The sequence below is a fragment of the Fibrella rubiginis genome, from assembly GCF_017353185.1.
In the GTDB taxonomy this organism is placed as follows: domain Bacteria; phylum Bacteroidota; class Bacteroidia; order Cytophagales; family Spirosomataceae; genus Fibrella; species Fibrella rubiginis.
In genome coordinates this window covers 77,914-103,192 of sequence record NZ_JAFMYV010000010.1, presented here as the reverse complement: position 1 = coordinate 103,192, position 25,279 = coordinate 77,914, and the positions used below count along the sequence as shown (strand labels likewise).

The 25,279-nt window shown below is 54.4% G+C and carries 20 protein-coding genes; 12 read left to right on the top strand and 8 right to left on the bottom strand.

The window, feature by feature from the left end:
* Positions 1 to 31: 31 nt before the first annotated feature.
* The 4 genes from pgi to J2I47_RS18775 all read left to right on the top strand — a co-directional run bounded on the left by pgi (position 32) and on the right by J2I47_RS18775 (position 4,712).
* A complete protein-coding gene (gene pgi, locus J2I47_RS18790; RefSeq protein WP_207366144.1) occupies positions 32 to 1,687 on the top strand; it encodes a glucose-6-phosphate isomerase in 1,656 nt (551 codons plus the stop codon).
* Between the two features lie 82 nt (positions 1,688 to 1,769).
* On the top strand, positions 1,770 to 2,969 hold the full coding sequence (locus J2I47_RS18785; protein ID WP_229374759.1) for a PorT family protein: 1,200 nt from the start codon (positions 1,770 to 1,772) through the stop codon (positions 2,967 to 2,969).
* Positions 2,970 to 3,088: 119 nt separating this feature from the next.
* Complete coding sequence (locus J2I47_RS18780; protein ID WP_207366143.1) at positions 3,089 to 4,009, top strand: hypothetical protein; 921 nt, start codon at positions 3,089 to 3,091, stop codon at positions 4,007 to 4,009.
* 133 nt (positions 4,010 to 4,142) lie between these two features.
* Positions 4,143 to 4,712 carry a precorrin-2 dehydrogenase/sirohydrochlorin ferrochelatase family protein gene (locus J2I47_RS18775; RefSeq protein WP_207366142.1) on the top strand — a complete coding sequence of 190 codons (570 nt, stop codon included), beginning with the start codon at positions 4,143 to 4,145 and terminating at the stop codon, positions 4,710 to 4,712.
* Between the two features lie 109 nt (positions 4,713 to 4,821).
* Here J2I47_RS18775 and J2I47_RS18770 read toward each other — a convergent pair whose 3' ends face one another.
* Together J2I47_RS18770 and J2I47_RS18765 are read right to left on the bottom strand one after the other, a co-directional pair.
* Entirely contained in the window at positions 4,822 to 5,220 is a 399-nt protein-coding gene (locus J2I47_RS18770; RefSeq protein ID WP_207366141.1) for a LytR/AlgR family response regulator transcription factor, read from the bottom strand.
* Between the two features lie 150 nt (positions 5,221 to 5,370).
* Positions 5,371 to 5,715: a hypothetical protein gene (locus J2I47_RS18765; protein ID WP_207366140.1), complete on the bottom strand. Its 345-nt coding sequence runs from the start codon at positions 5,713 to 5,715 to the stop codon at positions 5,371 to 5,373.
* A 53-nt stretch (positions 5,716 to 5,768) separates the two neighbouring features.
* Between J2I47_RS18765 and J2I47_RS18760 the strand changes: the two genes are divergently transcribed.
* The 6 genes from J2I47_RS18760 (at position 5,769) to J2I47_RS18735 (ending at position 11,499) form a co-directional block, all read left to right on the top strand.
* Positions 5,769 to 6,221, top strand: a complete 453-nt coding sequence (locus tag J2I47_RS18760; RefSeq protein WP_229374757.1) for an OsmC family protein — start codon at positions 5,769 to 5,771, stop codon at positions 6,219 to 6,221.
* Between the two features lie 52 nt (positions 6,222 to 6,273).
* On the top strand, positions 6,274 to 6,450 hold the full coding sequence (locus J2I47_RS18755) for a hypothetical protein (RefSeq protein WP_207366139.1): 177 nt from the start codon (positions 6,274 to 6,276) through the stop codon (positions 6,448 to 6,450).
* A 98-nt stretch (positions 6,451 to 6,548) separates the two neighbouring features.
* Positions 6,549 to 8,561 (top strand): 1,4-alpha-glucan branching protein GlgB, encoded by a 2,013-nt coding sequence (glgB, locus tag J2I47_RS18750; protein WP_207366138.1) that lies wholly within the window; start codon positions 6,549 to 6,551, stop codon positions 8,559 to 8,561.
* 191 nt (positions 8,562 to 8,752) lie between these two features.
* Positions 8,753 to 9,676 (top strand): DUF6438 domain-containing protein, encoded by a 924-nt coding sequence (locus J2I47_RS18745; RefSeq protein ID WP_207366137.1) that lies wholly within the window; start codon positions 8,753 to 8,755, stop codon positions 9,674 to 9,676.
* Between the two features lie 87 nt (positions 9,677 to 9,763).
* On the top strand, positions 9,764 to 10,483 hold the full coding sequence (locus J2I47_RS18740) for a YqjF family protein (RefSeq protein WP_207366136.1): 720 nt from the start codon (positions 9,764 to 9,766) through the stop codon (positions 10,481 to 10,483).
* 68 nt (positions 10,484 to 10,551) lie between these two features.
* A complete protein-coding gene (locus J2I47_RS18735; RefSeq protein WP_207366135.1) occupies positions 10,552 to 11,499 on the top strand; it encodes a cation diffusion facilitator family transporter in 948 nt (315 codons plus the stop codon).
* A gap of 29 nt (positions 11,500 to 11,528) precedes the next feature.
* On the opposite strand, the gene J2I47_RS18730 is transcribed toward J2I47_RS18735, so the two are convergent.
* The 5 genes from J2I47_RS18730 to J2I47_RS18710 form a co-directional block, all read right to left on the bottom strand.
* On the bottom strand, positions 11,529 to 12,578 hold the full coding sequence (locus tag J2I47_RS18730; RefSeq protein WP_207366134.1) for a glycoside hydrolase family 43 protein: 1,050 nt from the start codon (positions 12,576 to 12,578) through the stop codon (positions 11,529 to 11,531).
* 119 nt (positions 12,579 to 12,697) lie between these two features.
* Complete coding sequence (locus J2I47_RS18725) at positions 12,698 to 14,263, bottom strand: RagB/SusD family nutrient uptake outer membrane protein (RefSeq protein WP_207366133.1); 1,566 nt, start codon at positions 14,261 to 14,263, stop codon at positions 12,698 to 12,700.
* Positions 14,264 to 14,295: 32 nt separating this feature from the next.
* Positions 14,296 to 17,676 (bottom strand): SusC/RagA family TonB-linked outer membrane protein, encoded by a 3,381-nt coding sequence (locus J2I47_RS18720; protein WP_207366132.1) that lies wholly within the window; start codon positions 17,674 to 17,676, stop codon positions 14,296 to 14,298.
* A gap of 69 nt (positions 17,677 to 17,745) precedes the next feature.
* Positions 17,746 to 18,852 carry a FecR family protein gene (locus J2I47_RS18715; protein WP_207366131.1) on the bottom strand — a complete coding sequence of 369 codons (1,107 nt, stop codon included), beginning with the start codon at positions 18,850 to 18,852 and terminating at the stop codon, positions 17,746 to 17,748.
* A 264-nt stretch (positions 18,853 to 19,116) separates the two neighbouring features.
* The gene (locus tag J2I47_RS18710) at positions 19,117 to 19,713 is read right to left on the bottom strand and encodes an RNA polymerase sigma factor (RefSeq protein ID WP_207366130.1); all 597 of its coding nucleotides are present in this window, start codon (positions 19,711 to 19,713) and stop codon (positions 19,117 to 19,119) included.
* Between the two features lie 205 nt (positions 19,714 to 19,918).
* Between J2I47_RS18710 and J2I47_RS18705 the strand changes: the two genes are divergently transcribed.
* The gene (locus J2I47_RS18705; protein WP_207366129.1) at positions 19,919 to 20,779 is read left to right on the top strand and encodes a sugar phosphate isomerase/epimerase family protein; all 861 of its coding nucleotides are present in this window, start codon (positions 19,919 to 19,921) and stop codon (positions 20,777 to 20,779) included.
* 106 nt (positions 20,780 to 20,885) lie between these two features.
* On the opposite strand, the gene J2I47_RS18700 is transcribed toward J2I47_RS18705, so the two are convergent.
* Entirely contained in the window at positions 20,886 to 21,458 is a 573-nt protein-coding gene (locus J2I47_RS18700) for a hypothetical protein (protein ID WP_207366128.1), read from the bottom strand.
* A 227-nt stretch (positions 21,459 to 21,685) separates the two neighbouring features.
* Here J2I47_RS18700 and J2I47_RS18695 point away from each other — a divergent pair, with 227 nt between their 5' ends.
* Entirely contained in the window at positions 21,686 to 25,228 is a 3,543-nt protein-coding gene (locus J2I47_RS18695) for a VCBS repeat-containing protein (RefSeq protein WP_207366127.1), read from the top strand.
* The last annotated feature ends 51 nt before the right edge of the window (positions 25,229 to 25,279 follow it).

The following is a 25,279-nucleotide window of genomic DNA, read 5'->3' as shown; positions in this document are numbered from 1 at the left end:
TTCGCCGCTTCGTAATCATTAGAATGCAATCATGCTGACGAACCACGCTTTCTTAACTCTACCCGCCTACGGCCAACTGAAGGCCCATTTCGAGGCTACCGAGTCGACGCACATGCGCGACCTGTTTGCGCAAAACCCTGACCGTTTCGAGCAGTTTTCGCTCCGGTTTGATGATATCCTGGTCGACTTTTCGAAGAACCGCGTTACCGCCGAAACCATGACCCTGCTGCGCCAACTAGCCGAACAGGCGGGTTTGACAGACGCTATCGAAAAAATGTTTTCCGGCGACAAAATCAACGGTACCGAAGGCCGCGCTGTGCTACACACCGCACTGCGCAACCGCGCCAACACGCCCGTGCTGGTGGACGGGGCCGACGTGATGCCCAGTGTAAACGCTGTGCTCGACCGCATGAAATCGTTCACCGAACGCGTGCGGTCGGGTGAGTGGAAAGGCTACAGCGGCAAGGCCATTACGGATGTGGTCAACATTGGCATCGGCGGGTCTGACTTGGGACCGGTAATGGTGACAGAGGCGCTGAAGTTCTATGCTTCTGATAAGCTGAAGGTGCATTTTGTTTCGAACGTAGACGGCGTACACATTTACGAGACGCTGCAACTCGTGAACCCCGAAACCACGCTGTTTTTGGTAGCATCCAAGACGTTTACCACCCAGGAGACCATGACCAACGCCAACTCGGCCCGGCAGTGGTTTCTGGATAACGGCGGCTCACAGCACGACGTAGCCAAGCACTTTGCAGCCCTTTCGACCAACAAGGCCGAAGTCGAGAAATTTGGGATCGATACCGAGAACATGTTTGGTTTTTGGGACTGGGTGGGTGGCCGGTATTCGCTTTGGAGTGCCATTGGTCTGTCTATTGCCCTGTACATTGGCTTCGACAACTTCGAAGAGCTACTGGCCGGAGGTCACGCCATGGATAATCACTTCCGCACGGCACCACTGGACCAAAACATCCCGGCCACGCTGGCGCTGCTGGGTATCTGGTACAATAATTTCTACGGCGCCCAGTCGGAAGCGATCCTGCCCTACGACCAGTACCTACACCGGTTTGCGGCTTATTTTCAGCAGGGCGACATGGAAAGCAACGGCAAATCGGTCGACCGCGATGGCCACCCGGTAGCTTATCAGACCGGCCCAATCATCTGGGGCGAGCCAGGTACCAATGGGCAGCACGCGTTCTATCAGCTCATTCACCAGGGCACCAAGCTCATTCCCTGCGACTTCATCGCGCCGGCCATCAGCCACCGGCCAATGGGTGATCATCACAGGATGTTACTGTCTAATTTCTTTGCGCAGACCGAGGCGCTAATGAACGGTAAAACCGAACAGGAAGCCGCCGACGAGCTGCGGAAGGCCGGGAAATCGGATGCCGAAATCGCGCAGGTTGCGCCTTTTAAAGCTTTTTCGGGCAATAGGCCTACCAACTCTATTCTGCTGAAAATGATCACGCCCTACACGCTTGGCAGCCTCATTGCCATGTACGAACACAAGATTTTCACGCAGGGCGTAATTTGGAATATTTTTAGTTTCGACCAATGGGGCGTGGAATTGGGTAAGCAACTAGCCAACAAAATCTTGCCTGAGCTTGAGGCAGATACGCCCGTGAATAGCCATGATAGTTCGACAAACGGGCTGATTAACGTGTATAAGGTTTGGCGAAAAAACTAAAACATTCTAATAAATCTATAGGTTAATGGGGTGTGATTTCGGTCACACCCTTTTTTAGTGTCCAACATAAAACGTTATGAACATGAACAAGTTATTTTTACTCGTCGGCCTCCTGTCGGCCGGCGTGGCCGTAGGTCAGACCAAAGCAAAGACGACCAAAATGTCGTCGACGACGACCAGCACATCGAGCTACAACAACTCGAACACGAACAACTACAACAGCCAGAACGCCACGTCAGGCACGAACAGCAGCACCAACGGCACAAGCACGTCGGGTAGCATGAGTACGGGCAGCATGAACGGCACCACTGGAAGCGGTAGCATGAACAGTACCAGCGGTACGGGTAGCATGAACGGCACAGGTACCATGAATAGCACAGGAACCGGTAGCATGAACAGCATGAGTACGGGCAGCACTACGCCGTCTACTACCAGCACAGACATGAGCAGCACTACGCAGCCTACCGGATCATCATCGGATAGTTCGAGCACAATGGGCACTACCGGCAACACGACCAACGGTACTTATAACAACTCAACGTCGGTGACGCCATCAGGCACGAACAACTACAACACCACAACAGGTGCCAACGGTGCTACTACGACTACACCGTCTACCACCGGCAACTACAACAGCGCGGGCACCACAAGTACCAACACAACGTATTCGACGGCAACAACGACGACAACAAGTCCGCGGATGACCAAAGACTACAAAAACTTCACGTACGCCATCTACGCAGGTTTGAACACCACCCGGTTTAAGGGTGAGTCGTTTGATGCCAACGGGGCTGCTTCGGGCCTGACTGGCCGGTTGGGTTATCAGCTGGGCTTTTTTGTACGGGGCGGTGGCCGGCTGTACGGTCAGATCGGGGCTGAGTACTTTGCGTCAAGCTCTAACTATTTTACGACCTCACCTGGTTCGGGTACCACAACTGCTACCAGCATCAAAGACAGGATCGACATCAAATACATTCAGGTTCCCGTTTACATTGGTTATAAACTGACACAGTCGGACCGCGGTCTTTCGGCAGTACGGGTACAGGTAGGTCTTGAGTACGCCAATCAGATCGGCTCAACGGCCAATCAGTTTGGTAACCTCAACAATTTCCAACTGAAGAGCGGCACGTTCAATGGTCTTGGCCAGATTGGTTTCGATGCCGGTCCGGTATTTCTTGACCTGACTTATCACCACGGCTTCTCGAACGCGATTGAGCAGAACACTGGTTTTGCCGGTTCACAGCGCCGCATCCTGAGTGCCAGCCTAGGCTTCAAATTCTAACGGCAGGGTAGCGCAATCGCTGCCTCCGCCAGAATTCAGTACATCCCGTGGTGTTGCCCAGATACCCGGCACTGCCACGGGATTTTTCATACTACTCATTCTTTATCTCAACGATACTCATGAAAACTTCAATTCGGGCCATAGCGTTGATGGCCGTGTCGCTGATGGCGACAACTGCCGCCGTAGCCCAGCAACGCTATGATGACAACCGGATGGATAACCGGTATGACGACAGCCGGTATAATGATATGCGCAGCAATGACCGGCAGATGCGTCGTGATGACCGCCGCAACGATGACGTAGACCAGCGAATCGACAATCGCCGCGATCAGCGCCGCCGAGAAGAGCGCGACTCACAGTACGACAATGATTTTCGTAACAGAAACTCATCGAGGCAATACAACATCGATGACCTGAGCAAGGCTTATGATGAGGGTTTTGATGATGGTCAGAAGTCATTTCAGAAGCAGGGCAAACAGGAGCGGCGCGAGAATTACAAGAACTTCACCTTTGGTATTTATGCCGGTGGCAACTCAACCCGTTTTCAGGGCGAGACCATCGACACCGCCAACGTGTCGGGTCGGCTGGGCTACCAGCTTGGCTTTTTCGTCCGGGGTGGTGGTCGTCTGTATGGACAGATCGGGGCTGAATACCTCACTTCCAGCTCACAGTTTTATCGCCCCGGCGATGGTAAGGTAAATGGCCTGAAAGACATCACGGCCAACGTTGACCAGCAATACATTCATGTACCGGCCTATATCGGCGTGAAGGTAGCACAGTCGGAACGGGGCATTTCGGGCGTTCGGCTACAGGTAGGGGCCGAATTGTCGTTGCCATTAAGCCAAAACGCCAACATTGTGGGTATCACCAACAATGGCTTTAACAATGCCACGCTGAATGGCCTGGCTAATATTGGTTTCGATGCCGGCCCGCTGTTTTTTGATTTTGTGTATCATTACGGTTTCCAGAACGTACTTAAAGACGCCAGTGCCAACACACAACGCCGGGTACTGGGCGTAAACGTTGGGGTTAAGTTTTAGAGTTTTCGTTGTTTTGATTGTGCTGTTTGCTGTCATCCCGACCACAACAAACAGCACAATTAAAACAACGAAAACTCAAAACCAAAACGGGGGGTTAAACAAGCAGATTTGCATGTTTAACCCCCCGTTTTGCATGAATACTCTCTTCCCGATTTTCGTTAAACTAGAGCAGCTACACACGCTCATTGTGGGTGGGGGCTACGTAGGGCTGGAGAAGCTTACTGCTGTGCTTGCCAATGCACCCGAGGCACCCGTGACGCTGGTGGCCCCCGAGATCAGGTCGGAAATTCATGAACTGGTCGCTTTGCACCCGTCGGTGAAACTAATACAGGCGGCGTATGACCCGGCTCTTCTGACGGGCAACGACCTGGTTATTGTCGGTACCAACGACAAGGCCGTCAACCGGCAGGTGCAGGCCGATTGCAAAGCCCGCAAGATTCTGGTGAACGTAGCCGACACCCCGGCACTCTGCGATTTCTACCTTAGTTCGGTGGTAAAAAAAGGCGATCTGAAAATCGCCATTTCAACCAACGGCAAATCGCCTACGTTTGCCAAACGCTTCCGCGAGGTGCTGGAAGCCATGCTGCCCGATACGTTACAGGAAACCCTCGACAACCTGACGGCCATCCGGCAGCAACTCACCGGTGATTTTCAGGCCAAGATGGACAGGCTGAATGAGATCACGAAGGTGTTGAAAGAGTGAGCGATACGTTTAACGGCTATTGCCTGAATGGCAACGTTGGCTGACGCATGGGTACTCCAGCGTCAGCCAACGTTGCCATTCAGGCAATAGCCGTTAAACGTATCGCTCACTAGTTGGCCATCGACAACTTATACTGATGAATGAACTGCTTCACGGCAGTCCAGCGGCGGCGCGAGATAGCGAGCCGTTCGCCGGTGGTAAGTACCACAAAAATGCCTCCCTGTTCGCGCTCGATAGCAACGATGTAGCGTGCGTTGACAACGCAGTTGCGATGCAGCCGGAAGAAATGCTGTTTGGGCAGTTTAGGTTCGTAAAACTTCAGCGTACGGGGCATGAGCATTCGCTTGCCATCTTGCCAGTAGAGCCAGGTATAGTTGGTCTCTGACTGCAGGAACACCAGGTTAGCTACCGGGAAAGATTGTTGGCCTACTTCGCGTTGGTAGAGGCGCAGATTCTGTAATTCTTCGGCATTGGCACGGGCGGATGAAGCAGTAGATGCAGTTGACATTGAAGTTAACAGTTTAAGAGGTTCGTTCAGTAGATGAGTCAAAGCTATACGGATATGTCAACTTAAGATAGACATGTCACTCGCTTTATCGGCCAACCGAAGGGGTTCGTATGCGAACGTCTTAAATTTGTATGTCAGTGATTTACCGGTTCAATGCGCCAGCCAGCGCACCACTTCGGCGGGGGCGTGGTCGAGCACCACGAAATAGATCAGCGCAGCCAGCACGGCATAGCCAATGGCGAGCCACTTCTTTTTCTGCTCGTAGAGAGAGGCGTTGTGGTAATAGTCGTAGACCATTGAGGCTGAGAGCCCCGCTACCATCATGAAAAAGCACAGGATGCCCAGATCGGTGCGGTAATAGCGCAGTATGCCCAGAAATGGCGCACCGGCCATAATATACAATAGCCAACAGCCAAACCCCGCCCGGTAGAGATACATGCTCAACCGGGGGTCGTTTTTAAGGTCAAATAAATCGCCGGAAACTTTTTCAGACATGGCTGTTGTCTAACTAACGAGTAGTGAAGATACACACTTTCACCCAAATTGCCATGACAACTGCCCCGGTAACACCTACTTACGACACCATGACCGTTGATTTGAATCGGGTCGACGACGCCTTCCACTTCGCCGCCACCGGCGTATCGGGCGTTACGCTCGACATTGATGGGTCACTGGCCATTGGGGGTCATAATGCGGGCGCACGGCCCATGGAAATGCTATTGATGGGCCTGGCCAGTTGCAGCGCCATTGATGTGATCGTGATCCTGAACAAACAGAAACAGGTCATCCGCGATTTTCGCCTGAAAGTAGATGGTCAGCGCGAAGCCGGTGCTAACCCTGCTCCCTTCAAATCCATTCACATTACTTATCTATTAACCGGCGACCTTGACGAGGCGAAAGTGCGCCGCGCCATTGACCTGTCGATGAACAAATACTGCTCGGCAACTGCTCAGCTGCGCCCTACGGCCGAGATCACCTGGGATCTGGAGATAAAGTCATAAGTCTGGCCTGACTTTTGTAGCTTACCTGCCTGAACCAAACCGACCGCTACTTATGAAACAAACACTATTGGGTCTGGCCCTGCTTGCCACATTAGCCACAGCCGCGCAGGCGGGTGATACCAAGAAAAGCAAGAAGGATAAGGAGAAAGCCAGGACCGAAAACTGCGAAAAGCAGTGCGAAAAAGGCACCGGCGGCACTGGCTGCTGCGCCAAACGAGCACAGGTGTAATGAGTACCCTATGAAAAGCCCCGCCACAACGGGGCTTTTTATTTTGCTAACTTTCCGGCCACTTCGCGGTTTCGTTTACGAGACGTATTTATTGATGTATGGCCAAGCGCAAGACGACTAATGTGGCAGATGCCACCACCCCAAGTACCGAACCAACCCCACCCGCCGCCCCCGAAACGGCCTATGAATCTACCCCCGGAACCGAATTCGGCGGCGCCTATTCGCGCTTTTCCGACCTGGATATCCACCTCTTCCGCGAGGGTAAACACGGTAAACTCTACGACAAATTCGGCTCGCACGTGGTGACACACAATGGCGTGCAGGGCACCTATTTTGCCGTGTGGGCACCCTCGGCCAGGTACGTTGCTGTCATCGGTGATTTCAACGGCTGGAACCGGGGAGCTTCTTCTATGAACGTCCGCTGGGATTCATCGGGGATTTGGGAAACCTTTATTCCGGGCATCGGCAACGGACAGACCTATAAGTATTTTATTGTGCATGAAGGTGGCCGCGAAATGGAGAAAGGCGATCCCTACGCCCACTTCTGGGAAGTGCCGCCCCAAACCGCCACCAAAGTCTGGGATACCTACTACGAATGGAACGACGGAGACTGGATGGCTAACCGGGGGGCCAAAAACGCCCTGAATGCTCCACAGTCTATCTACGAGGTGCATTTGTCGTCGTGGAAACGTGACCCATCTGACCCCACGCGGGAGCTTACCTACGGCGAAATTGCCGACGCCCTGGTGCCGTATGTGCAGGATATGGGCTTCACCCACGTGGAGTTCATGCCCGTGATGCACTACCCCTACCCGCCCTCGTGGGGCTACCAGGTAACGGGCTACTACGCCCCGAGCAGCCGCTTTGGTGCGCCGCAGGATTTCATGAAACTGGTGGAACGACTGCACCAGGCGGGCGTGGGCGTGATTCTGGACTGGGTACCCGCCCACTTCCCCGGCGACGCCAATGGCCTCTATGAGTTCGACGGATCGCACCTCTATGAGCACCCCGACCCCCGCAAAGGCTACCACCCCGACTGGAAATCGTATATTTTCAACTACGGCCGGCCCGAAGTGCGCTCGTTTCTACTCAGCAATGCCCTGTTCTGGCTCGACCGATGCCATGCCGATGGCCTGCGCGTTGACGCCGTAGCGTCGATGCTCTACCTCGACTATTCGCGGAACGCGGGCGAGTGGGAGCCTAACATGTTTGGTGGCCGCGAAAACCTCGATGCCATTTCGCTTTTCAAAGAAATCAACGAAGCCGTCTATCGCGACTTCCCCGACGTGCAAACCATTGCTGAGGAGTCAACGGCGTTTCCGGGTGTGTCGCGACCCGTATTTACCGGCGGGCTGGGCTTTGGCCAGAAGTGGATGATGGGCTGGATGAACGATACACTCCGGTATTTCGAGCGTGAACCCATCAACCGCAAATACCATCAGGACGAGCTGACATTCAGCACAGTATACGGTTTCTCGGAGAATTTCTGTCTGCCCCTCTCCCACGACGAAGTAGTCTATGGCAAGCATTCGCTGGTGAGCAAGATGCCGGGCGACGAGTGGCAGCGTTTTGCCAACCTGCGGCTACTATTTGGCTATATGTTCACCCATTTCGGCACGAAACTGTTGTTTATGGGTGGCGAATTTGGTCAGACAACGGAGTGGAATTTCGACCAAAGTCTGGACTGGCACCTGCTCGACTACGCCCCGCACAAAGGTATGGCGGCCTGCGTGAAAGCCCTCAATAAGCTCTATCGCACCGAACCGGCCCTGTACCAGCGCAACTTTGAGGCGAGCGGCTTTGAATGGATCGACACCACCGACCGCGAAAACAGCGTGTTGAGCTACGCCCGCCGCGGCGATACCCCCGAGGAGACAGTAGTTGTGGTACTGAACATGACGCCGGTACCACGCCAGAACTACCGCATTGGTATACCCGTTAAGGGCCAGTACCGCGAGATTTTCAACTCCGATGCCACCGAATTCTACGGTAGTGGCCTGTTGAACGCCTCTCCCCTCACCACCGAAGACCAACCCCTGCACGGCAAGGAGCAGTCATTGAGTTTGACTATTCCCCCGCTGGGCGTGACGGTGATGAAATTGGTGAAATAAAGAGCGGAAGCGATAAAGAATGCAACGTGGCGGCTGGTTTTCTAGTCGCCACGTTTTGATTGTCTATGTCAATTCGTCACCAGTTTAACGTTTATTATCAGTCGATGGGCTAGGCTGTACATCATCTGGGGTCAGCCACAAATTGATCCAGCCTTTAACACAAATCTATCTTCCTACCAACTACACGCTACATGAACCGTTATTTATCAGCTATCATCTTCATAGTAGCCTTTGCAAATGCGACACATGCGCAAACTGAAAACACTGTTTCAATTCCAATTGATGGCATTACGAATGCGGCACAGGTTGTTGATCTATTTAAGCGAACTTATACTGGTTATCAGGACAAGTATACCCAATTTAAAGTCAATACATCGTTAATATTCGAGAAACAAAAATGCCAACGCCTTGCAGACTCATTGAAAGTGAAGCCCTACGAAAAAGTGGATGTAGATGGCAACGGATATACTGATTTGCTGATTACCAGTAATTGGTATGGACACCATATCTACTGTATACTGGATTTTGGCGAGAAGGGCTATTCTGTAGAGCGACTGACAAGAAAATATAGAGAATGCTCTTTTCCGTTTGTTGTAAAAAAGGACTCAGCAACTTACTTAAATTATGTTGGTCTACGAGAGAGAAACTGGATTGATAATGATACACTTGAGAATGTGGAGTCTAAAAATCTGATATATAAGTTCGATAATTTTATTGAATATAATCCCAACCCATCGAAGCAGGATATTAGGTCGATTACTTATCAAGCTACCGGTTGTTTAGGAAGCTGTCCAACGTTTAAATTGATTATAAATCAGGATAGATCAGCCTACTATGACGCATCGTATTATTCAAAAAAAGAGGGAAAATTTAAGACAACCCTAGATGCTGTCAAACTCAAGGAAATTCATGATCTAGTAAACTATATTGATTTTGCACATCTTAACGATAACTATGAAATAAGAGCAACAGATCATGCTACCAGTACCACTACAATTAACTACGCTAATGGTCAGATAAAACGCATTGTCGATTATGGTCAACTGGGTACGTACGGGCTGACGGCCCTCTACAAAAAGTTATTTGCCCTAACCGAGTCACAAGTTTGGCATTAAAGTAAACCGACCTAAGAGCAACTTGTAGTCCAGGTGCGTTTGATGCGGGCAGCTAAAACCATCCCCCGCCGGCGTCGTTACTATCACATGACTATTACGTTTCTGACTGCCGAATGGCGCAATCTCATTTTTGCCAATTATGCCATTGACCGTCGGGTGCTGGAACCACTAGTGCCTTATGGTACCGAGCTTGATGAGTTTGAGGGCGTTTGCTACGGTAGCCTGGTCGGGTTTTATTTTCAGAAAGTGCGCATGTTTGGCCGGGTGGCGGTGCCGTTGCACACCGAATTCGAAGAATTCAATTTGCGGTTCTATGTGCGCCGCAAAACCGACACGGGCTGGAAACGAGGCGTTGTTTTTGTGAAAGAGATTGTACCCAAACGGGCTATTGTGGTAGTAGCCAGAACGTTGTACGGTGAACCTTACGCCACCCACCCCATGCGGCACAGCGAATCAGTAGACGCTGATAGTCAGCGCATTGGCTATGAATGGAAAGTAGGCAGCAACTGGAACCACATCCGGATCACGGCCAACCGCGAAGGTCATGCGCTGGTGCCGGGCACGGAGGAGGCATTCATCACCGAACATTACTGGGGCTACACCGGGCGGGGACCGGGCCGCACGTCGGAGTATGAAGTGGTGCATCCACAATGGACCATCTACCCCGTCACGGACTACGACGTTAACTGCGACGTTCCCAAACTATACGGGCCCCTGTTTGCGCCGTTTTTCGAGCAGGCACCACATTCGGTTTTTCTGGCCGATGGCTCGGCGGTAGCCATCAAATCGGGGGCTGTTGTTCGGTAGGCTATTCTAACCATTTGGTGTCTGTCCGGCTTTATAGCGCAACATATACTCTTTCTGTTCTCCGCACGATGTCTATTGCCAAAGGTCCTATCTACACTGCCCTCTTCGCCAACCTGGGTATTGCGGCCACCAAATTTGTAGCCGCCAGCATCACCGGCAGCTCGGCGATGATCTCGGAAGGCATTCATTCGCTGGTCGATTCGGGCAATGAATTGCTGCTGCTGCTGGGAATCTACCGGAGCCAGAAACCAGCCGACGCCAAACGTCCTTTCGGCTATGGGCGCGAGTTGTTTTTCTGGTCCTACATCGTGGCGCTACTCATTTTTGCGGTGGGCGGGGGTGTATCGCTTTATGAGGGAGTCACCCATCTGCAGCATCCGGAGCAGGTCGAAAATCCGATCTGGAACTACGTTGTGCTGGGGGTGGCACTGGTGCTGGACGGCTACTCGCTCTACACCGCGCTAACGGCTTTCAACACGCAACGTGGTAAGCAGCCCTTCTGGCAGGCGGTGATCGACAGCAAAGACCCCGCCACCTTTACGGTGCTGTTTGAAGACGCCGCCGACGTGCTGGGACTACTCATCGCGCTGGCGGGTGTGGTGCTGGGACAGGTATTCGACAATCCCTATTTCGATGGCATCGCCTCTATCCTGATTGGGTTGTTGCTGGTTGGTATTTCGGTGGTGCTGGCGCGGGAAAGCAAGAGCCTGCTCATGGGCGAGGGCGTAGACGAAATGACCAAAAACCGGCTTGTTGACCTGACCGAAGCCGATGCGGCTGTGACGTCGGTGCTGTTTCTGCATACGATCTACATGTCGCCCAACGAAATCGTGCTGATGCAGCGTGTGGCCTTTGACCCGGCCCTCACCGCCGATTTAATCAGCCACGCTATCCACCGGATTTCAAACACGCTGCGTACGGAGATGCCCGACATCAGGCAAATGTTCATAGAGCCGGGCGTTGCCCCGCCGGCGGTGGGTGAGTCAGTTGGCAGCGAAACAGTAGACAGCCATTGACTACAAACCACAACTGACCAGCTGGTCATCTACTCGCCCGAAGGCCGTTTTAGCAACTGCGTGATAGGCACGGGTTGCCCGAAATTAGGTGTGCCGTCGGGGTTGTAGGTAAATGGCTGCATTCGAATGGACCGCTGATCGCCGCAGCCCTGCCCGGCTTGCGGGTTGGCGTGGTACAGAATCCAGTTTTGCTTGCCGTCGGGGGTGGTGAAAAAGCCGTTGTGGCCCAGGCCATATACTCCATTGGCCATGCTGGGTCCGAAGACGGGCGTGGGTGTTTTTTTCCACGAAGCCGCGTTGGTCAGATCGGCGGTTGATGAGGCCGTTAGCTGCCCCAGCGCATAGTAGTCGGTGCCGCAGAAACTGCCCGAATAGATCAGAAATGTCTTGTCATTGTGGACCAGAAACTCCGGTCCCTCGTTGACGGGGAAGCCGTTTTTCTCCCAGTCGAGGGTAGGCTGCGACAGGCGGATGCGGGGTCCGGTGGGCGTCAGGGGGTCTTTCATGGCGCAGAGGTAGATGTTCTGCGTTTTATCAGTCGTCTCGTTTTCCCAGCCCGACCAGGCGAAATACTGCTGCCCATTGATCACCACCGACGTACCATCAATCGCCCAGCTATCGTCGGGTAGCTGCACTTGTCCGCGCGGCACCCACGTACCCGCCATCGGGTCGGGCGATTCGTTTTCGAGCACCCAGATCCTGTGATTCACACGCGGCGCCACCACCGCAGAGTAGTAGATGTACCATCGGTTGTTGATCCGGTGTAGCTCCGGTGCCCACACGTCACGCGTGGCGGGTGTGGCGGGCGGCGACCAGACCGATTTGTACGTTGACGAACCCAACAAGCTCATTTTGGCCGTCTTATAAATCCGCAGGTCGCTACCGGTGGTGTGCATGACGTAGTAAAACCCATCGCTGTAGACTACCCAGGGATCAGGGCCAACGGTGAGCAGCGGGTTTTTGAACGTGGTTGCCGTATCGGTCACCACCACGGGCGTGGGCGTCGGACTGCTGTTCGGTGTTCCCAATTTGCACCCCAGTTGAACCAGCAGGACGAGGAAGAAAAGCGTGTTTTTCATAGTTGAGCAGGATAAAGGGGGTTAAAGGTCTAAAGTCCAATGTTTAAGGTCCAATGTTGCTCCGCCAGTAGAAGCAGGCGGAGCAACATTGGACCTTAAACATTGGACTTTAGACTCTCTTACCAGCCTGGGTTTTGCTTCAGGTTGGGGTTGGCGTCGGTTTCGTAAAGGGGCAGCGGGTAGAACTCACTTTTGCCTTTCACGAACGTCTTGAATTCAGTATCAGTATTGGCTTCGTTGGCGGGTTTCGTTTCCGAGCCCGCTATTTCGGGGCCTACAATACCATAGCGCTTCATGTCCCAGTACCGTTGCGATTCCCCGGCCAGTTCCACCACGCGGTCATGGCGCAGTTGATCACGAAAAGCCGTTTGGCTCAGCGTGAGGGCCAGCGGGGTCATGTTTACCCGCGCCCGTACCTTGTTGGCAAAGGGAATGGCGGCGGGCGTTTGGCCCAGTTCGTTCAGGGCTTCGGCATAGAGCAGGTAAATGTCGGCCAAACGAATAACCCGGTTGTTGATGCCCGAAAAGTAGCTATCGTTGGCTTTGTAGTAGTTCGTGTACTTGATCCAGAACCTATCCCGACCCGGTACAAAATCTTTACCGTTGGCAGTTTGGGTAAATTCGTCGTATGTTTTTCCATAGGGCTTCAATTTACTACCCGCCCAGAAGAGGGTGTAATCCATACGGGGGTCCTGATTGCCGGCTTTGTCTTTCTCTTTCAAAAATTCCAGTTCCAGCCACTTCGTGGGTTGACCGTCGCACCAGCCGCCGCCGCTGAAACCGGGCGTGTTACGGAGGCCGAAAAACTGCGCCCGCTCCCACGATTCAGAGCCACCGGCCACGTCGTAGTTGGGGAAGCCGAGGCGGTTTTCTTCGTGGTACTGAATCTCCATGATCGACTCCTTGTTGTTCTCTGCCGCCGTGGTAAAGTTGTCCTGCCAGTTGGGCATCAAGTCAAACCGCGCAGGCGTTACGTCGACAATCTGCTTCAGTGCCGCGGCGGCTTCGGTCCATTTGCGCTGCTGCATGTATGCTTTCCCGATCAGCGCAATGGCACTGTACTTGTGGAACCGCCCCACGTCTACTCCCGTGTAGGCTTCGGGCAGATCAGCGGCGGCTTCGGTGGCATCTTTGATCACCTGCTCAAATACCTGCGCCTGCGTAGCCTGCTTGGGTCGGTCGCCCAGCCCCTGCGAATTCAGCACCAGCGGCACGTTGCCCCAGATGTTGGCCATGCTGTAGTAGTAATAGGCCCGGATCACCTTGGCCTCGGCCAGAATGCGCTTCTGCAGGGCCGCGTCCATCTTGATGTTAGGTACGTTTTCCAGCACCTGATGCACCCGGTACAGCCCCTGATACGCCGCCTGAAACGATTCGAAGTTCATGGGCAGGTTGTAGTCCGTAATGATGAACTTACCCAGATTAGACAGGTCTGTCCAGGGACTTTGGCTATAACCTTCATCTGACGGCATGTCGGTCAAAAACAGCGTCCAGAGCGACCAACGGCGGTCTTGTACGCCGCTGTAGGCGGCATTCAGCCCTGTGAGGGCGTCATTCTGGTTTTTCCAGAACGTCGAAGCCGACGACTGGTTGGGGTTCACCTGATCCAGCAGTTTGCTTTCGCTACAGCTAAACAGGATACCCCCGGTTAATAGGCTGGTCAATACCAGTGTTTTCTTATTCATGGTCGTACGAAATTTGTCGTGTTGACTTACTATTAAAAACCAAACTGCACTCCCCCGCTAATCACACGGGCCACCGGGTAATTGCCCTGGTCGACGCCCCGGTTGTAGAGGTCAGCCTGGCCTGCATTACCCACCACGTCGGGGTTGTAGCCCGAATATTTGGTGATAGTCAGCAGGTTTTGGGCGTTTACGTATACGCGGGCGGTGGTCAGCTTAAACCGGCTTAGCAGCGTACCAGGCAGGTTGTAGCCCAGTTGCATGGTCCGAATGCGGCCATAGGCACCGCTTTCTACCCACCGGTCTGAGTTGAAAGCCGGGTTCAGCGTAGGATCGCCTTTGATGGGCTTGGGCGTAGTGACCGACGTGCCGGGACCAGTCCAGTAGGTCACGTCGGTGCGTACGTTCTGCACGTCGTCGAAGCGATTGGTCCAGTTCAGGCTGCGGTTGAAGAGCAGATTGCCCGACACGCCCTGGAAGTACATCGTAAAGTCGAAGTTCTTGTACGTCAGCCCGATGTTAGCTCCATATTCCAGCTTGGGATAGGGCGTTCCTATTACCTGCCGGTCGTCATTGTTGATCTGCCCGTCGCCGTTAGAATCTACGTAGCGCACGTCGCCGGGGCTAACGTTAGGTTGCTTCGGACCAGCGGCAATCTCTTCTTTAGTCTGGAAAATACCGTTCTGTCGCAGCACATAAAAAGCGGCCAGCGGACCACCCGCCTCCGTGCGGAGGAAGTTGCCATAGCCATAGATAGGCTGGTTGCCGTTGGCTGGCACTAACACCAGCGCCTTGTTGCGAATACTGGTTAACTGTCCGTTGATGCTATAGCCAAAATCGCCTTTCTTATCGCGATAGGTCAGGCTCAGCTCAAATCCTTTGTTTTCAATAGAGCCAATGTTGTCATACGGGTTGGCACCGGCGTTGCCCGCCGAAATGGGTAGGGGCACCTGAAACAACAGGTTTTTAGACAATGACCGGAAATAATCGGTGGTCAGTTGCAGCTTTCCATTCAGGAAGCTGGCGTCGATACCCACGTCGGCGGTCTCTTTGCTTTCCCATTTCAGGTTAGCGTTCTGCAACTGCGTATTGGCGGCACCCGCCACAATCTGATCGCCACCACCCAGCACATAGTTGAGGTTAGGCGCAATGGTCGGGTCGAGCCGATACGGGGCAATGGCCTGATTTCCTACTGTACCGTAGCTAGCCCTGATTTTCAGGTCAGCAATGGCCGGAACCTCCTGCATGAAGCTCTCCCGGCTGATGTTCCAGCCCACAGACACCGACGGAAAATAGGCTACCTGATTGCTTTTGGGAAACACCGACGACGCATCGCGGCGTATGTTCCCCTGAATCAGGTACTTGCCATCATAGTTGTAGTCCACCCGCGCCAGGTAAGACACCAGACCCGTTGTTTCCTCAAAGCCACCCGTACGAGGGTTAAGTGTACCCGCGTTCTGCTGCTTAAAATCGCCGGTGATGCCTTCTGTGTGCGCGTAGAGGTTGGTGCGGTTGTTGCGTTGCGTAGTATAGCCCAGCAAACCAGACAGGTTGTGCTTACCAAAACTCTTGGCCGCATTCAGCGTATTCTCCACAATGGTGTTGAAGTACCGGTCGTTTGACGTATCCAGAATGCCGTAGGGCGTGTTGGGGCTATTGTAACTTAGTGCGCCAGGGCGGGCAAAATAGCTGTTCTGGAAGTACGAAAAGTCCAGGCTCAGGCTGAGGCGGTAGTTCAACCACGGCAAAATCTGGTACTGCCCAAACACGTTACCCAGCATTTTGTATTGTTGGGTGGTGTTATCGTCCTTTAGCTGCTGTCCAATAGGATTGGTGCCAAACGTAGCGTTGTTGGCATTACCAAAGCCATACCCACTCAGGTTATTGGGATCATATACCGGAATAGTCGGCGACATCCGGATGACGTTGTCAAAGGGCTGCCCATTCACGTTTCTATTATCGAGATAAGCCAGGTAGAGCGACTCGCCGAAGCTGAAATTACCCCGCGTGGCACCCGAATTAATCTGGGTGGAATACCGCTTGAAGTTTGGCCCCACAATGGTACCATCCTGATAGAAATAGCCCGCCGAAATCCGGTAGTTCGATTTGTTGGCACCATTATCCGTACCACCCGAAATAGCCAGATTATGATCAGTGATAGCACCCGGCTTGATCAGGGCTGCCTGCCAGTCGGTATTGTAGTTGCCCGCGCCGAAGTCCGGCACTGGTAATCCGCCGTTGCGGTAGGCGTCTGTCCAGGTTTTAATGTACAGGTCGCGGCCAGCCAGAGGCAAACGTTTGGCAATTTCCTGCACCCCATAATAGCCGTTGTACTCAATTAGCGGCTTACCTGCCTTACCTCGTTTGGTAGTAATAATCACCGCTCCGTTCATGCCACGTGAACCATAGAGAGCCGTAGCAGCGGCATCTTTCAGGATCGTCAGCGTTTCGATGTTGCTGGGATTATAGTCGGCGCTTGAACTGCCAATAATCACCCCGTCAATAACGTAAATCGGGTCTTGGTTTGTGTTAAACGTGCTTGAGCCACGAATACGAATACTCGGCGTTGAGCCTGGTGCACCGCCCGTAGAAGCGATAGTCACACCCGACGCCCGGCCCTGAATCTGGTCGACCACCGAGGCAGCCTGTACTTTCTGCGCTTCGGCCACGTTTACGATGCTCACGGCCTCGGTCAGGTTTGCCTTCTTCTGCGTACCATACGACACCACAACCACTTCGTCCAGCGTGCGGTTATCAACGGCCATCTTCACGTTTATTACGCTCTGGTTGCCAATGATTACCTCCTGCTTTATGTAACCTACGCTACTGAATGTCAGCACCGTAGCGCCGTCGCTCACGTTGATCTGGTAGACACCGTTGGCATCGGTCGTGGCGCCAGTGTTGGTGCCTTTTTCAATCACGTTGACGCCGGGCAGGGCCTGGTTGTTCTCGTCAGTCACCTGTCCCGTAATCCGCTTCACGACGGCTTCCGGAGCCTGCGCCGCCACGTCGAGACGGCCCGTGGCGGGGTTGGCTAAAGGGGCCGGTGCCGCTTTAGCCGGTGATGCTGCCGAAATGACAAACAGGTTTTCTTTGATTTTCTGGAACCGCAGCCCCTGTCCACTCAGCAGGTTGTCGAGGGTTTGTTCCAGCGCATTGCCGGTCAGTTCAATGGCGGCCGTGCGGCCTTCGATAAGCTGATCGTCGTAGGCAAAATTGACGCGATACTTCCGCTCCACCTCGGTCAGGGCCTTTTTCAGCGACCGTGTTTTGGCGGGGCGGGTATCATACGCCTGCATCTCGTGGCGGACGGGCGTTTCGGCCCAGGAGAGCAACTGAGCGGCCGCCAACTGTGGCAGCGAATAAAGGCTCAGCCCTACTACCACCGCCGAAACAGCTATGTACTGATTCTTCATGGTTTTGGTTGTTAATAACGTTTGTGTTGGGTTTTCTGCGCCGGGCTACTCCCCCGGCAGGGACGTACTTTATTTACTTTTTCTTAAATACACGGTGTTGCTATCGCGCTCAACCGTCAGGTCGAACGTGGCGGCCAGGGTAGTCAGAAGCGTTTCCAGGTTTTCGCTCGACAGGTTGCCCGTAAACCGGCGGTCGGCAAGGGCATCGTCGCCGAAGACCAGCGTCAGGCCCTGCGCATCGCTTAGTTGCTGGGCAATGTCGCGCAGGGGCGTTTTCTCAAAAATGTATTGCTGTTGCGTCCAGGCGGTACGTGGCTGAGGATCCGCTTTTTGCAGGGCCACGGCCTCAATGCCCGGCCGGGCCGTAGCGACCTGTCCAGGTCTCATTTCCAGCACGTTAGCCTGGGCATTGTTGGGCCGGATAAGCTTTACCTTGCCTTCCACCAACGTCACGTCGGTCTGCCCGCGACGGGTGTTTACGTTAAACTGCGTACCCAGCACCTGCACGTCGAGGCCGGGGGTATGGGTCGTAAACTTGACCGGTACGGCGTTCCGGGGTACACCCGCATGGCCCTGGCCCGAAACGGCCTTTTTCGTCACAATAAAGAAGCCTTCCCCCTCGAGCCACACCTCGCGGGCCTGCCCCTCGGCCCAATCGTCGCGGTAGGTCAGGGTTGAGTTGCCATTAAGCTGCACCGTCGACCCGTCGGGCAGGGTAATCGTCGTGGTTTCGCCGAAGGTGGTGTGCGCTACGTGTTTGTGCTGTTGTTCACGCCAGTACCAGCCCGTAGCCAATAGGCCCAGTAAACCCACGGCTGAGACAGCTACGCGCCAGCCACTCAACCAGTTCGGCCAGTTGCGGCGACTGTTCAAGGCCATAACGGGTACGTCCAATTCAGTTTGGTCGTCGGAGTGGCTAGTGTGCGCCTGTTCAAGCAGGGTCCAGATGCGCTCGTAGCTCGCCTCGGTGAGGTCGTCGTAGTTGGTGCGCAGGTGGAGCAACAGGGTGGCGGCTTCGTCTATATGGGCCTGCTGAGCGGGATACCGCAGCATGAACGTATGCCAGAACGACATCGTAGCCTCGTCGGGTTGCAGCACCCATCGCCGAAATGACTCGTCGAGTACGAAATCGCGGGTGGTAAACTGAGCGTAGTTGGTGGGTAAATCGTGGGGCATAGAAGCGGTGCTTTCCCACAGAAGAGATCACCGTTCAATTTTATCCCCCGCAAATGCAAGTTTTTCTGTGTTAATGAGGAGAGCAATAGACTGGTGACTGGCGTAGGTTTTTGGACAGGATTTGCAGGCTTTCGGCGGACGTCGCGCGGGATTAACGGGATTTTTCATGCTCTGCTAACTTGCTTCAGAGCAATAAAAAAATCCCGTTAATCCCGCGCGACGTCCGCCGAAAGCCTGCAAATCCTGTCCAAAAACCTACGCCAGTTAGTAGTCTTGCACCATTAGCAACAGCAGCAACACGCCCGTGTCGACGCGTTTTTGGAGAGCGGCGATGGCTTTGTAGATCACCTTGTAGGCCGACGACTGTTCGATACCCATCACCCCGGCAATTTCCTCGTAGGTGAGGTTGTCGAAATACTTGAGGAAGAGGGCTTCCTTCTGGCGGGGAGGCAGGTGGTTCAGTTCGCGGAGCAACGCCGCCGACTGATCGGCCGATACCTGGGCATCGAGCCAGGTGGGTTCATAATGAAACTCGACCCGAAACTCGATGGTATCGGGGTCGGCGTCGAAACGGGACTCGGCCTGCAGGCGGCGGACCAGTTCGCGCCGGAGCGACCGCATGAGGTAGAACTTGATGGAGTCGGTGCGCCCCAGGCGGTTACGCGTCTCCAGAATACTCAGAAACAGGTCCTGCAGACAGTCTTCGGTAAGCTGCCGGTTCTGGGCAATTTTGTAGCCGTAGTTGTAGAGTACCTTGGCATAACGCTCATACATACAGGCGTATGCAGCCTGATTTCCAGCCAGAAAATCGTCCCAAAGGAGGGCGTCGGTAGAGTAGTTATACACGCCGGAAAAGAGCATAGAGGTGTTGAGCAAATGTATATTCAATATAACTGATTCTGCTTTGAAATAGTCAATTCCGACTACGAATACTTATGCCAAAATGTCCTGACTTCTTTTGCTTCACCCCTATAAGAGGTTGTCATACAATCAGTTGCTGTACAAATTCCAGGTAGTGGGTATGTTCATGGTTCGCGGTTCTTTTGGGTGAAACAATCTCCTGACCATGCTCCGCTTTTCACTGGTATTGCTCCTTTTTCTGGCTCACACGCTTGCCGTTTCAGCCCAGCCGTTTGGTAAGCTCGTCCGTCGATATCCAGGTATCGTATCCTTCACGTTTCGCGATGAATTTGCCAAAGACGTACCCGCCACCCTCGACCATATCAAGCAGTTGGGTATCACCGACCTGGAGCTTTCCAACCTCTTTGGCAAGACCGCCCCTGAGTTCCGCACCTGGCTTGATGCGCGGGGTATCAAGTGCAGCAGCTACGGCGTGAGCTACGACGACATTCAGAAAAAGCCCGCCGAGGTGCTGCAAAACGCCAAGACGCTGGGCGTACAGTTTGTGCGCGTGGCCTGGATCCCGCACGAAGGTGCGTTCGACACTACGATGGTGCGGAAGGCCGCGGCAGTATTCAACACCTTTGGTCAGCAGGCCCGGCAGCAGGGCATCACGTTCTGCTACCACAACCACGGCTACGAGTTTGCCCCCTACGGCACCGCAGCATCCACTGGGGAAACTATGTACGACGAACTAATGCGCCTGACCAACCCCGACTACGTATCCTTTGAAATGGACATTGCCTGGACGTTTTTGCCGGGCCAAAACCCCGCCGCCTTGCTGGCCAAATACCCGAAACGGTTCCGGCTCATGCACCTCAAAGACATCCGCAAGGGGGTGCCAGGCAACGATCAGGGCAAACTCGCCAACGAAAACTCAGTGGTCCTCGGCACCGGCCAACTCGACTGGCCCGCCGTCCTGAAAGCCGTCAACAAATCGGGCATCACACACCTCTACATCGAAGACGAAAGCCAGGCCGCCGCCCAGCAAGTGCCGCAGAGCATCGCTTATTTGAAGAGCCTGTAGGGATTTACGATGGACGACTTACGATGGACGATTTTTGCTGACGCCAGCGCAGGTCTACTCCGGCGTCAGCAAAAATCGTCCATCGTAAGTCGTCCATCGTAAATCCCTACAACCGCACCGACACGTTTTCCTGGGTGAAGGCAGGGGTGTCTTCCTGGGTTTTGAGGTATTCTTCGCGCTGTTTTAGCTGGAGTTTCAGGGAGGCAATTTCGGTGGTAAGCCGTTGCCATTCAGCATCCTGCGTGAAATCGTAGGTGGTGCGTTTGGTGATCTGAACACTGCCGCTGTTGTAGTTGATGGTGTTTTGCCGCACGATGGGGTTATCGGCTCCGTCATCGTCGGTGTCATCGAGGGAGGTGGCCGAAGTGGTGGGCACGGGCAGGTTGGCAAACGAATCGCTAACGCCGCTTTCACCAGCCTCAGCAGCGGGGCCGAGGGGTGCCACGGTGGGCTGCTGCGTGATGGCCCGCAACTCCTGCGCCTGGGCTACGCTGTGGTTTTTCAGCTGGGCAATGATCGTCTTGATATAAACCTCATACCGCTTCATTTCGACGTAGGTTTTCAGCAAATCATACTGCCCACTGTCGATGATCTGTTTGGCATGGTCAGCAGCAAGGCGCACGATGCCGGTCTTCGATAAGGTCTTTTCGAGCGTGCCAATCGGCTTGATGAGTCCCATGCTAGTAGTAGATTTCTTCGCTAAGATAACGTGATTTGTGAGCGAGTTGCTCCGGCGTTCTTTGTCATCCCGACGTAGGAGGGATCTACTTTCCTAATATACAATTCGATTAGAGGAAAGTGGATCCCTCCTACGTCGGGATGACAAAAAGCGCTGAGATGACAAAAGACGCTGGAGCAACTCGCTACTAGGGTCAAAAATCGCCCTTTTTGTCTTTGGTCAGTACCATGTTCCTACGCGCCTTCCTCTGCTTTATTGGCCTTACCCTGGTGGCCTGCCATAACAACACTCCGTCTGATGCCCGCTTTACCCGGATCGGCATTGGTGAGTCGGGAATGGCGTTTAATAACGAGATGCAGCGGTTTGAGAGCGACTCGCTCAACGCGCATACCTACGACCCCATGTACAACGGCGCGGGTGTGGGCATCGGCGATTTCAACCAAGACGGGCTTCAGGACGTATTCTTCGCCGCCAACAACGTCACCTCACGGCTGTATCTGAACCGGATCAAGCCGGGCAACAACGCCTTCACGTTTGAGGACGTCACCGACCGCGCCCGCGTACAAACCCACAAATGGTGTACGGGCGTGAGTATCGCCGACGTGAACCAGGATGGCTGGCCCGACATCTACGTTTGCGTGTCGGGGCCGGGGGTTGACAAGTGGGAAAGTAACCCCGACAAATTTCGTAACCTCTTGTTTATCAACCAACAATGTAAACCGGGCGGCGTACCTACCTTCCGCGAAGAGGCCCACGCCTATGGCCTCGACGTGGCGGGTATGAACACCCAGGCCGCTTTTTTCGACTACGACCGCGACGGTGATCTGGACTGCTACGTGCTGCGCAACGCCCTCGAACGGCAGGGCCGCAACGCCATCCGCCCCAAAAAAACCGACGGTACCGGACCGAGTAATGATGTGCTGTTAGAAAATAAAGGAGGAAAGGAAAGAAGGGAGGAAGGGAGCGGTCCGCCGTTGCGGAACGGTGGGAAGACCGCAGTATTTCTTTCCTCCCCTCCGCAACGGCGGACCGCTCCCTTCCTCTCTTCCTCCCTCAAAGAAGGCATCACCACCGAAGGCTATGGGCTGGGGCTGACCATTGCCGATATTAACCGCGACGGATGGCCGGATATTTACTGCGCCAATGACTTCGTTTCCAACGATCTGGTCTGGATCAATCAGCACGAAAACGGCAAACACACCGGCTTTCGCGACGAGGCCGCCAGCCTGTTCAAACACACGTCGTTTAACAGCATGGGTGTTGATATTCAGGATGTTAACAACGACGCCTTGCCCGATGTGATGGTTGTCGACATGCTGCCCGACGCCAACGAACGGCAGAAGATGATGCTCATGAAAACAAGCTGGGACTACTTCCGTCTCGCCCGCCAGCAGGGTTATCAGGATGAGTATGTCAGGAACGTGTTACAGTTGAACACAGGAGGCCAATTTTCCGAAATAGGTCAGCTTGCGGGCGTGTTTCGGACGGACTGGAGTTGGGCACCGCTGTTGCAGGATTACGACAACGACGGGCGGAAAGACCTGTTTATTACCAATGGCTACCGCCGCGACATTACGAATCTGGACTACGTGATGTACCTCAACGAGCAGTTTCAGGGGTTCGGCATTAAAAACGCGAACATCCGACGCGAAACGCTGAAGAAACTCTATGACCTGCCCGAAGTAAAGCTGCACAACTATTTCTTCCGCAATACCAATGGTGACCCCGCCACACCACCCGTTTTCGCCGACGTATCAGAGGCGTGGGGTCTGGGCGAAGCCAACTTCTCGAACGGGGCCGCCTACGCCGATTTCGACAATGACGGTGATCTTGATCTGGTAATTAATAATATGGATTCGCCTGCCGGGCTGTATCGCAACGAGACCATCCAGACCGGGCAACCTACCGATACGTCGGACCGCAATACGTCGGACCGCAAGATATCGGGCCAAGGGATTACAGAACGCACCAATCATTCACTGCGGTTGCGCCTCCCTACTGATGCTCACGGACTAGGGGCCACGGTGCTGGTTTCAGGCAATAATGGGCAAATGCAGTCTGTAGAGGCCCATCCGGTGCGGGGTTATATGTCGTCGGTTGATCCTACAGTGCTGGTGGGTATGGGCAAACAGACCGTTGCCGACGTGACCATCCGCTGGGCCAACGGCACCGAGCAGCATCTCGGCAATCTCCCCGCCGACCAGCTCCACACCATCACGTATAACCCCAGCACGCCAGCAACGACTCATAACCCGGGTCCTACGCCCGCTTCGCTCTTCACCACCGCCGATGCCACCGGTAACGGCCTGCTGTTCAGGCATGTAGAAGCGGTCTATAATGACTTCCAGGACACGCCCATGTTGCCGCAGCAGTACTCGCGCAATAGCCCAGCCATTGCCGTGGGCGACGTAAACGGCGACGGACTGGCCGACGTATTTGTGGGGGCCGATCCGGGACAGACGCGCAAGGTGTACCTTCAGAAACCGGGCGGACAGTTTACCGAAATCGTTCAGGGAGCCAACGCCCTGGAAGACATGGGCTGCACCTTTTTTGATGCCGACAATGACGGTGATCAGGACCTTTATGTCGTCAGCGGTGGTAGCGGCCATCCCGACGGTGACGCGGCCTACCAGGACCGACTGTACCTAAACGACGGGGCGGGGCACTTCACGCGGGCGCCAGGAGCGTTGCCCGTTACGCGCTCGTCGGGTGGGTGCGTGGTGGCGGGTGATTTCGACAAGGACGGTGATCTGGACGTCTTCCGCAGTGGGCGCGTTTGCGTGGGTGATTACCCCACCCCCCCCGCCAATTATCTGTTACGGAATGATTCGCAGAAAGGCCAGACGCCCCACTTCACCGACGTTACGGATCAACTCGCGCCCGGCCTTCGGCTCGTCGGCATGACCTGCGCTGCCCTCTTCACCGACGTGGACAACGACACCTGGCCCGACCTGTTGCTGGCCGGTGAATTTATGCCCATAACCTTGTTTCGGAACCAGAAAGGGCATTTCACCAGGCAATCTGACACAAGCGCCCCCCTCGCTGCCGGGCTTTGGTCATCGCTGGCGGCGGCGGATCTGGACCACGACGGCGACATGGATTACGTGGCGGGTAACCTCGGTTTGAACAGCCGGTTTAAGGCGTCGGCCACGGAACCGTTGCGGGTCTACGGGGCTGATTTCGACAAAAACGGCAAAACCGATCCCATGCTGACCTACTACTTGCAGGGTAAAGAACACATGGCCAGCATCCGCGATGCGCTGAACGAGCAGATGACCACGCTCTCGCGCAAACGGTTTCCAACGTACCAGTCTTACGCCGCCAAATCCGTGGCTGAAGCCTTCGACAACGATGAGCTTGCGGGCGCTATCAAGCTGGAAGCGAACGAGTTGCAGAGTTGCTGGCTGGAGAATCTGGGCGATGGCAAGCTGGTCATGCATCCCCTGCCCGTGGCCGCACAGGTGTCGCCGGTAATGGGCATCCAACCCACCGACATTGACCACGATGGCTACCCCGACCTGATTTTGGTGGGTAATTTCTACGGCCCCGAAACCTACACTGGCCGCTACGATGCGAGTCGGGGGGTGGTGCTGCTGAATAGGGGCCAAAAAGGATCGTCGGCCAACCGGTTCCAGGCGGTGCCACCCACCCGAACGGGACTCGCCATCGACGGTGACGCAAAGGCCATTGCTACGTTGCCCGTGGGTGCAGCCAACTGGTTTCTGGTGACGAATAATGATGGCCCGGTGCAATTAATCCGGCCAAAGTGATTGGCTACAGACCTGCATCAGAATTGGGCAGTAGGTTTGACCTGTCTAACG

Bases quoted from the DNA above. Each gene is read 5' to 3' on its own strand.
- pgi (WP_207366144.1), top strand. From the start codon at position 32: ATGCTGACGAACCACGCTTTCTTAACTCTACCCGCCTACGGCCAACTG.
- J2I47_RS18785 (WP_229374759.1), top strand. From the start codon at position 1,770: ATGAACAAGTTATTTTTACTCGTCGGCCTCCTGTCGGCCGGCGTGGCC.
- J2I47_RS18780 (WP_207366143.1), top strand. From the start codon at position 3,089: ATGAAAACTTCAATTCGGGCCATAGCGTTGATGGCCGTGTCGCTGATG.
- J2I47_RS18775 (WP_207366142.1), top strand. From the start codon at position 4,143: ATGAATACTCTCTTCCCGATTTTCGTTAAACTAGAGCAGCTACACACG.
- J2I47_RS18770 (WP_207366141.1), bottom strand. From the start codon at position 5,220: ATGTCAACTGCATCTACTGCTTCATCCGCCCGTGCCAATGCCGAAGAA.
- J2I47_RS18765 (WP_207366140.1), bottom strand. From the start codon at position 5,715: ATGTCTGAAAAAGTTTCCGGCGATTTATTTGACCTTAAAAACGACCCC.
- J2I47_RS18760 (WP_229374757.1), top strand. From the start codon at position 5,769: ATGACAACTGCCCCGGTAACACCTACTTACGACACCATGACCGTTGAT.
- J2I47_RS18755 (WP_207366139.1), top strand. From the start codon at position 6,274: ATGAAACAAACACTATTGGGTCTGGCCCTGCTTGCCACATTAGCCACA.
- glgB (WP_207366138.1), top strand. From the start codon at position 6,549: ATGGCCAAGCGCAAGACGACTAATGTGGCAGATGCCACCACCCCAAGT.
- J2I47_RS18745 (WP_207366137.1), top strand. From the start codon at position 8,753: ATGAACCGTTATTTATCAGCTATCATCTTCATAGTAGCCTTTGCAAAT.
- J2I47_RS18740 (WP_207366136.1), top strand. From the start codon at position 9,764: ATGACTATTACGTTTCTGACTGCCGAATGGCGCAATCTCATTTTTGCC.
- J2I47_RS18735 (WP_207366135.1), top strand. From the start codon at position 10,552: ATGTCTATTGCCAAAGGTCCTATCTACACTGCCCTCTTCGCCAACCTG.
- J2I47_RS18730 (WP_207366134.1), bottom strand. From the start codon at position 12,578: ATGAAAAACACGCTTTTCTTCCTCGTCCTGCTGGTTCAACTGGGGTGC.
- J2I47_RS18725 (WP_207366133.1), bottom strand. From the start codon at position 14,263: ATGAATAAGAAAACACTGGTATTGACCAGCCTATTAACCGGGGGTATC.
- J2I47_RS18720 (WP_207366132.1), bottom strand. From the start codon at position 17,676: ATGAAGAATCAGTACATAGCTGTTTCGGCGGTGGTAGTAGGGCTGAGC.
- J2I47_RS18715 (WP_207366131.1), bottom strand. From the start codon at position 18,852: ATGCCCCACGATTTACCCACCAACTACGCTCAGTTTACCACCCGCGAT.
- J2I47_RS18710 (WP_207366130.1), bottom strand. From the start codon at position 19,713: ATGCTCTTTTCCGGCGTGTATAACTACTCTACCGACGCCCTCCTTTGG.
- J2I47_RS18705 (WP_207366129.1), top strand. From the start codon at position 19,919: ATGCTCCGCTTTTCACTGGTATTGCTCCTTTTTCTGGCTCACACGCTT.
- J2I47_RS18700 (WP_207366128.1), bottom strand. From the start codon at position 21,458: ATGGGACTCATCAAGCCGATTGGCACGCTCGAAAAGACCTTATCGAAG.
- J2I47_RS18695 (WP_207366127.1), top strand. From the start codon at position 21,686: ATGTTCCTACGCGCCTTCCTCTGCTTTATTGGCCTTACCCTGGTGGCC.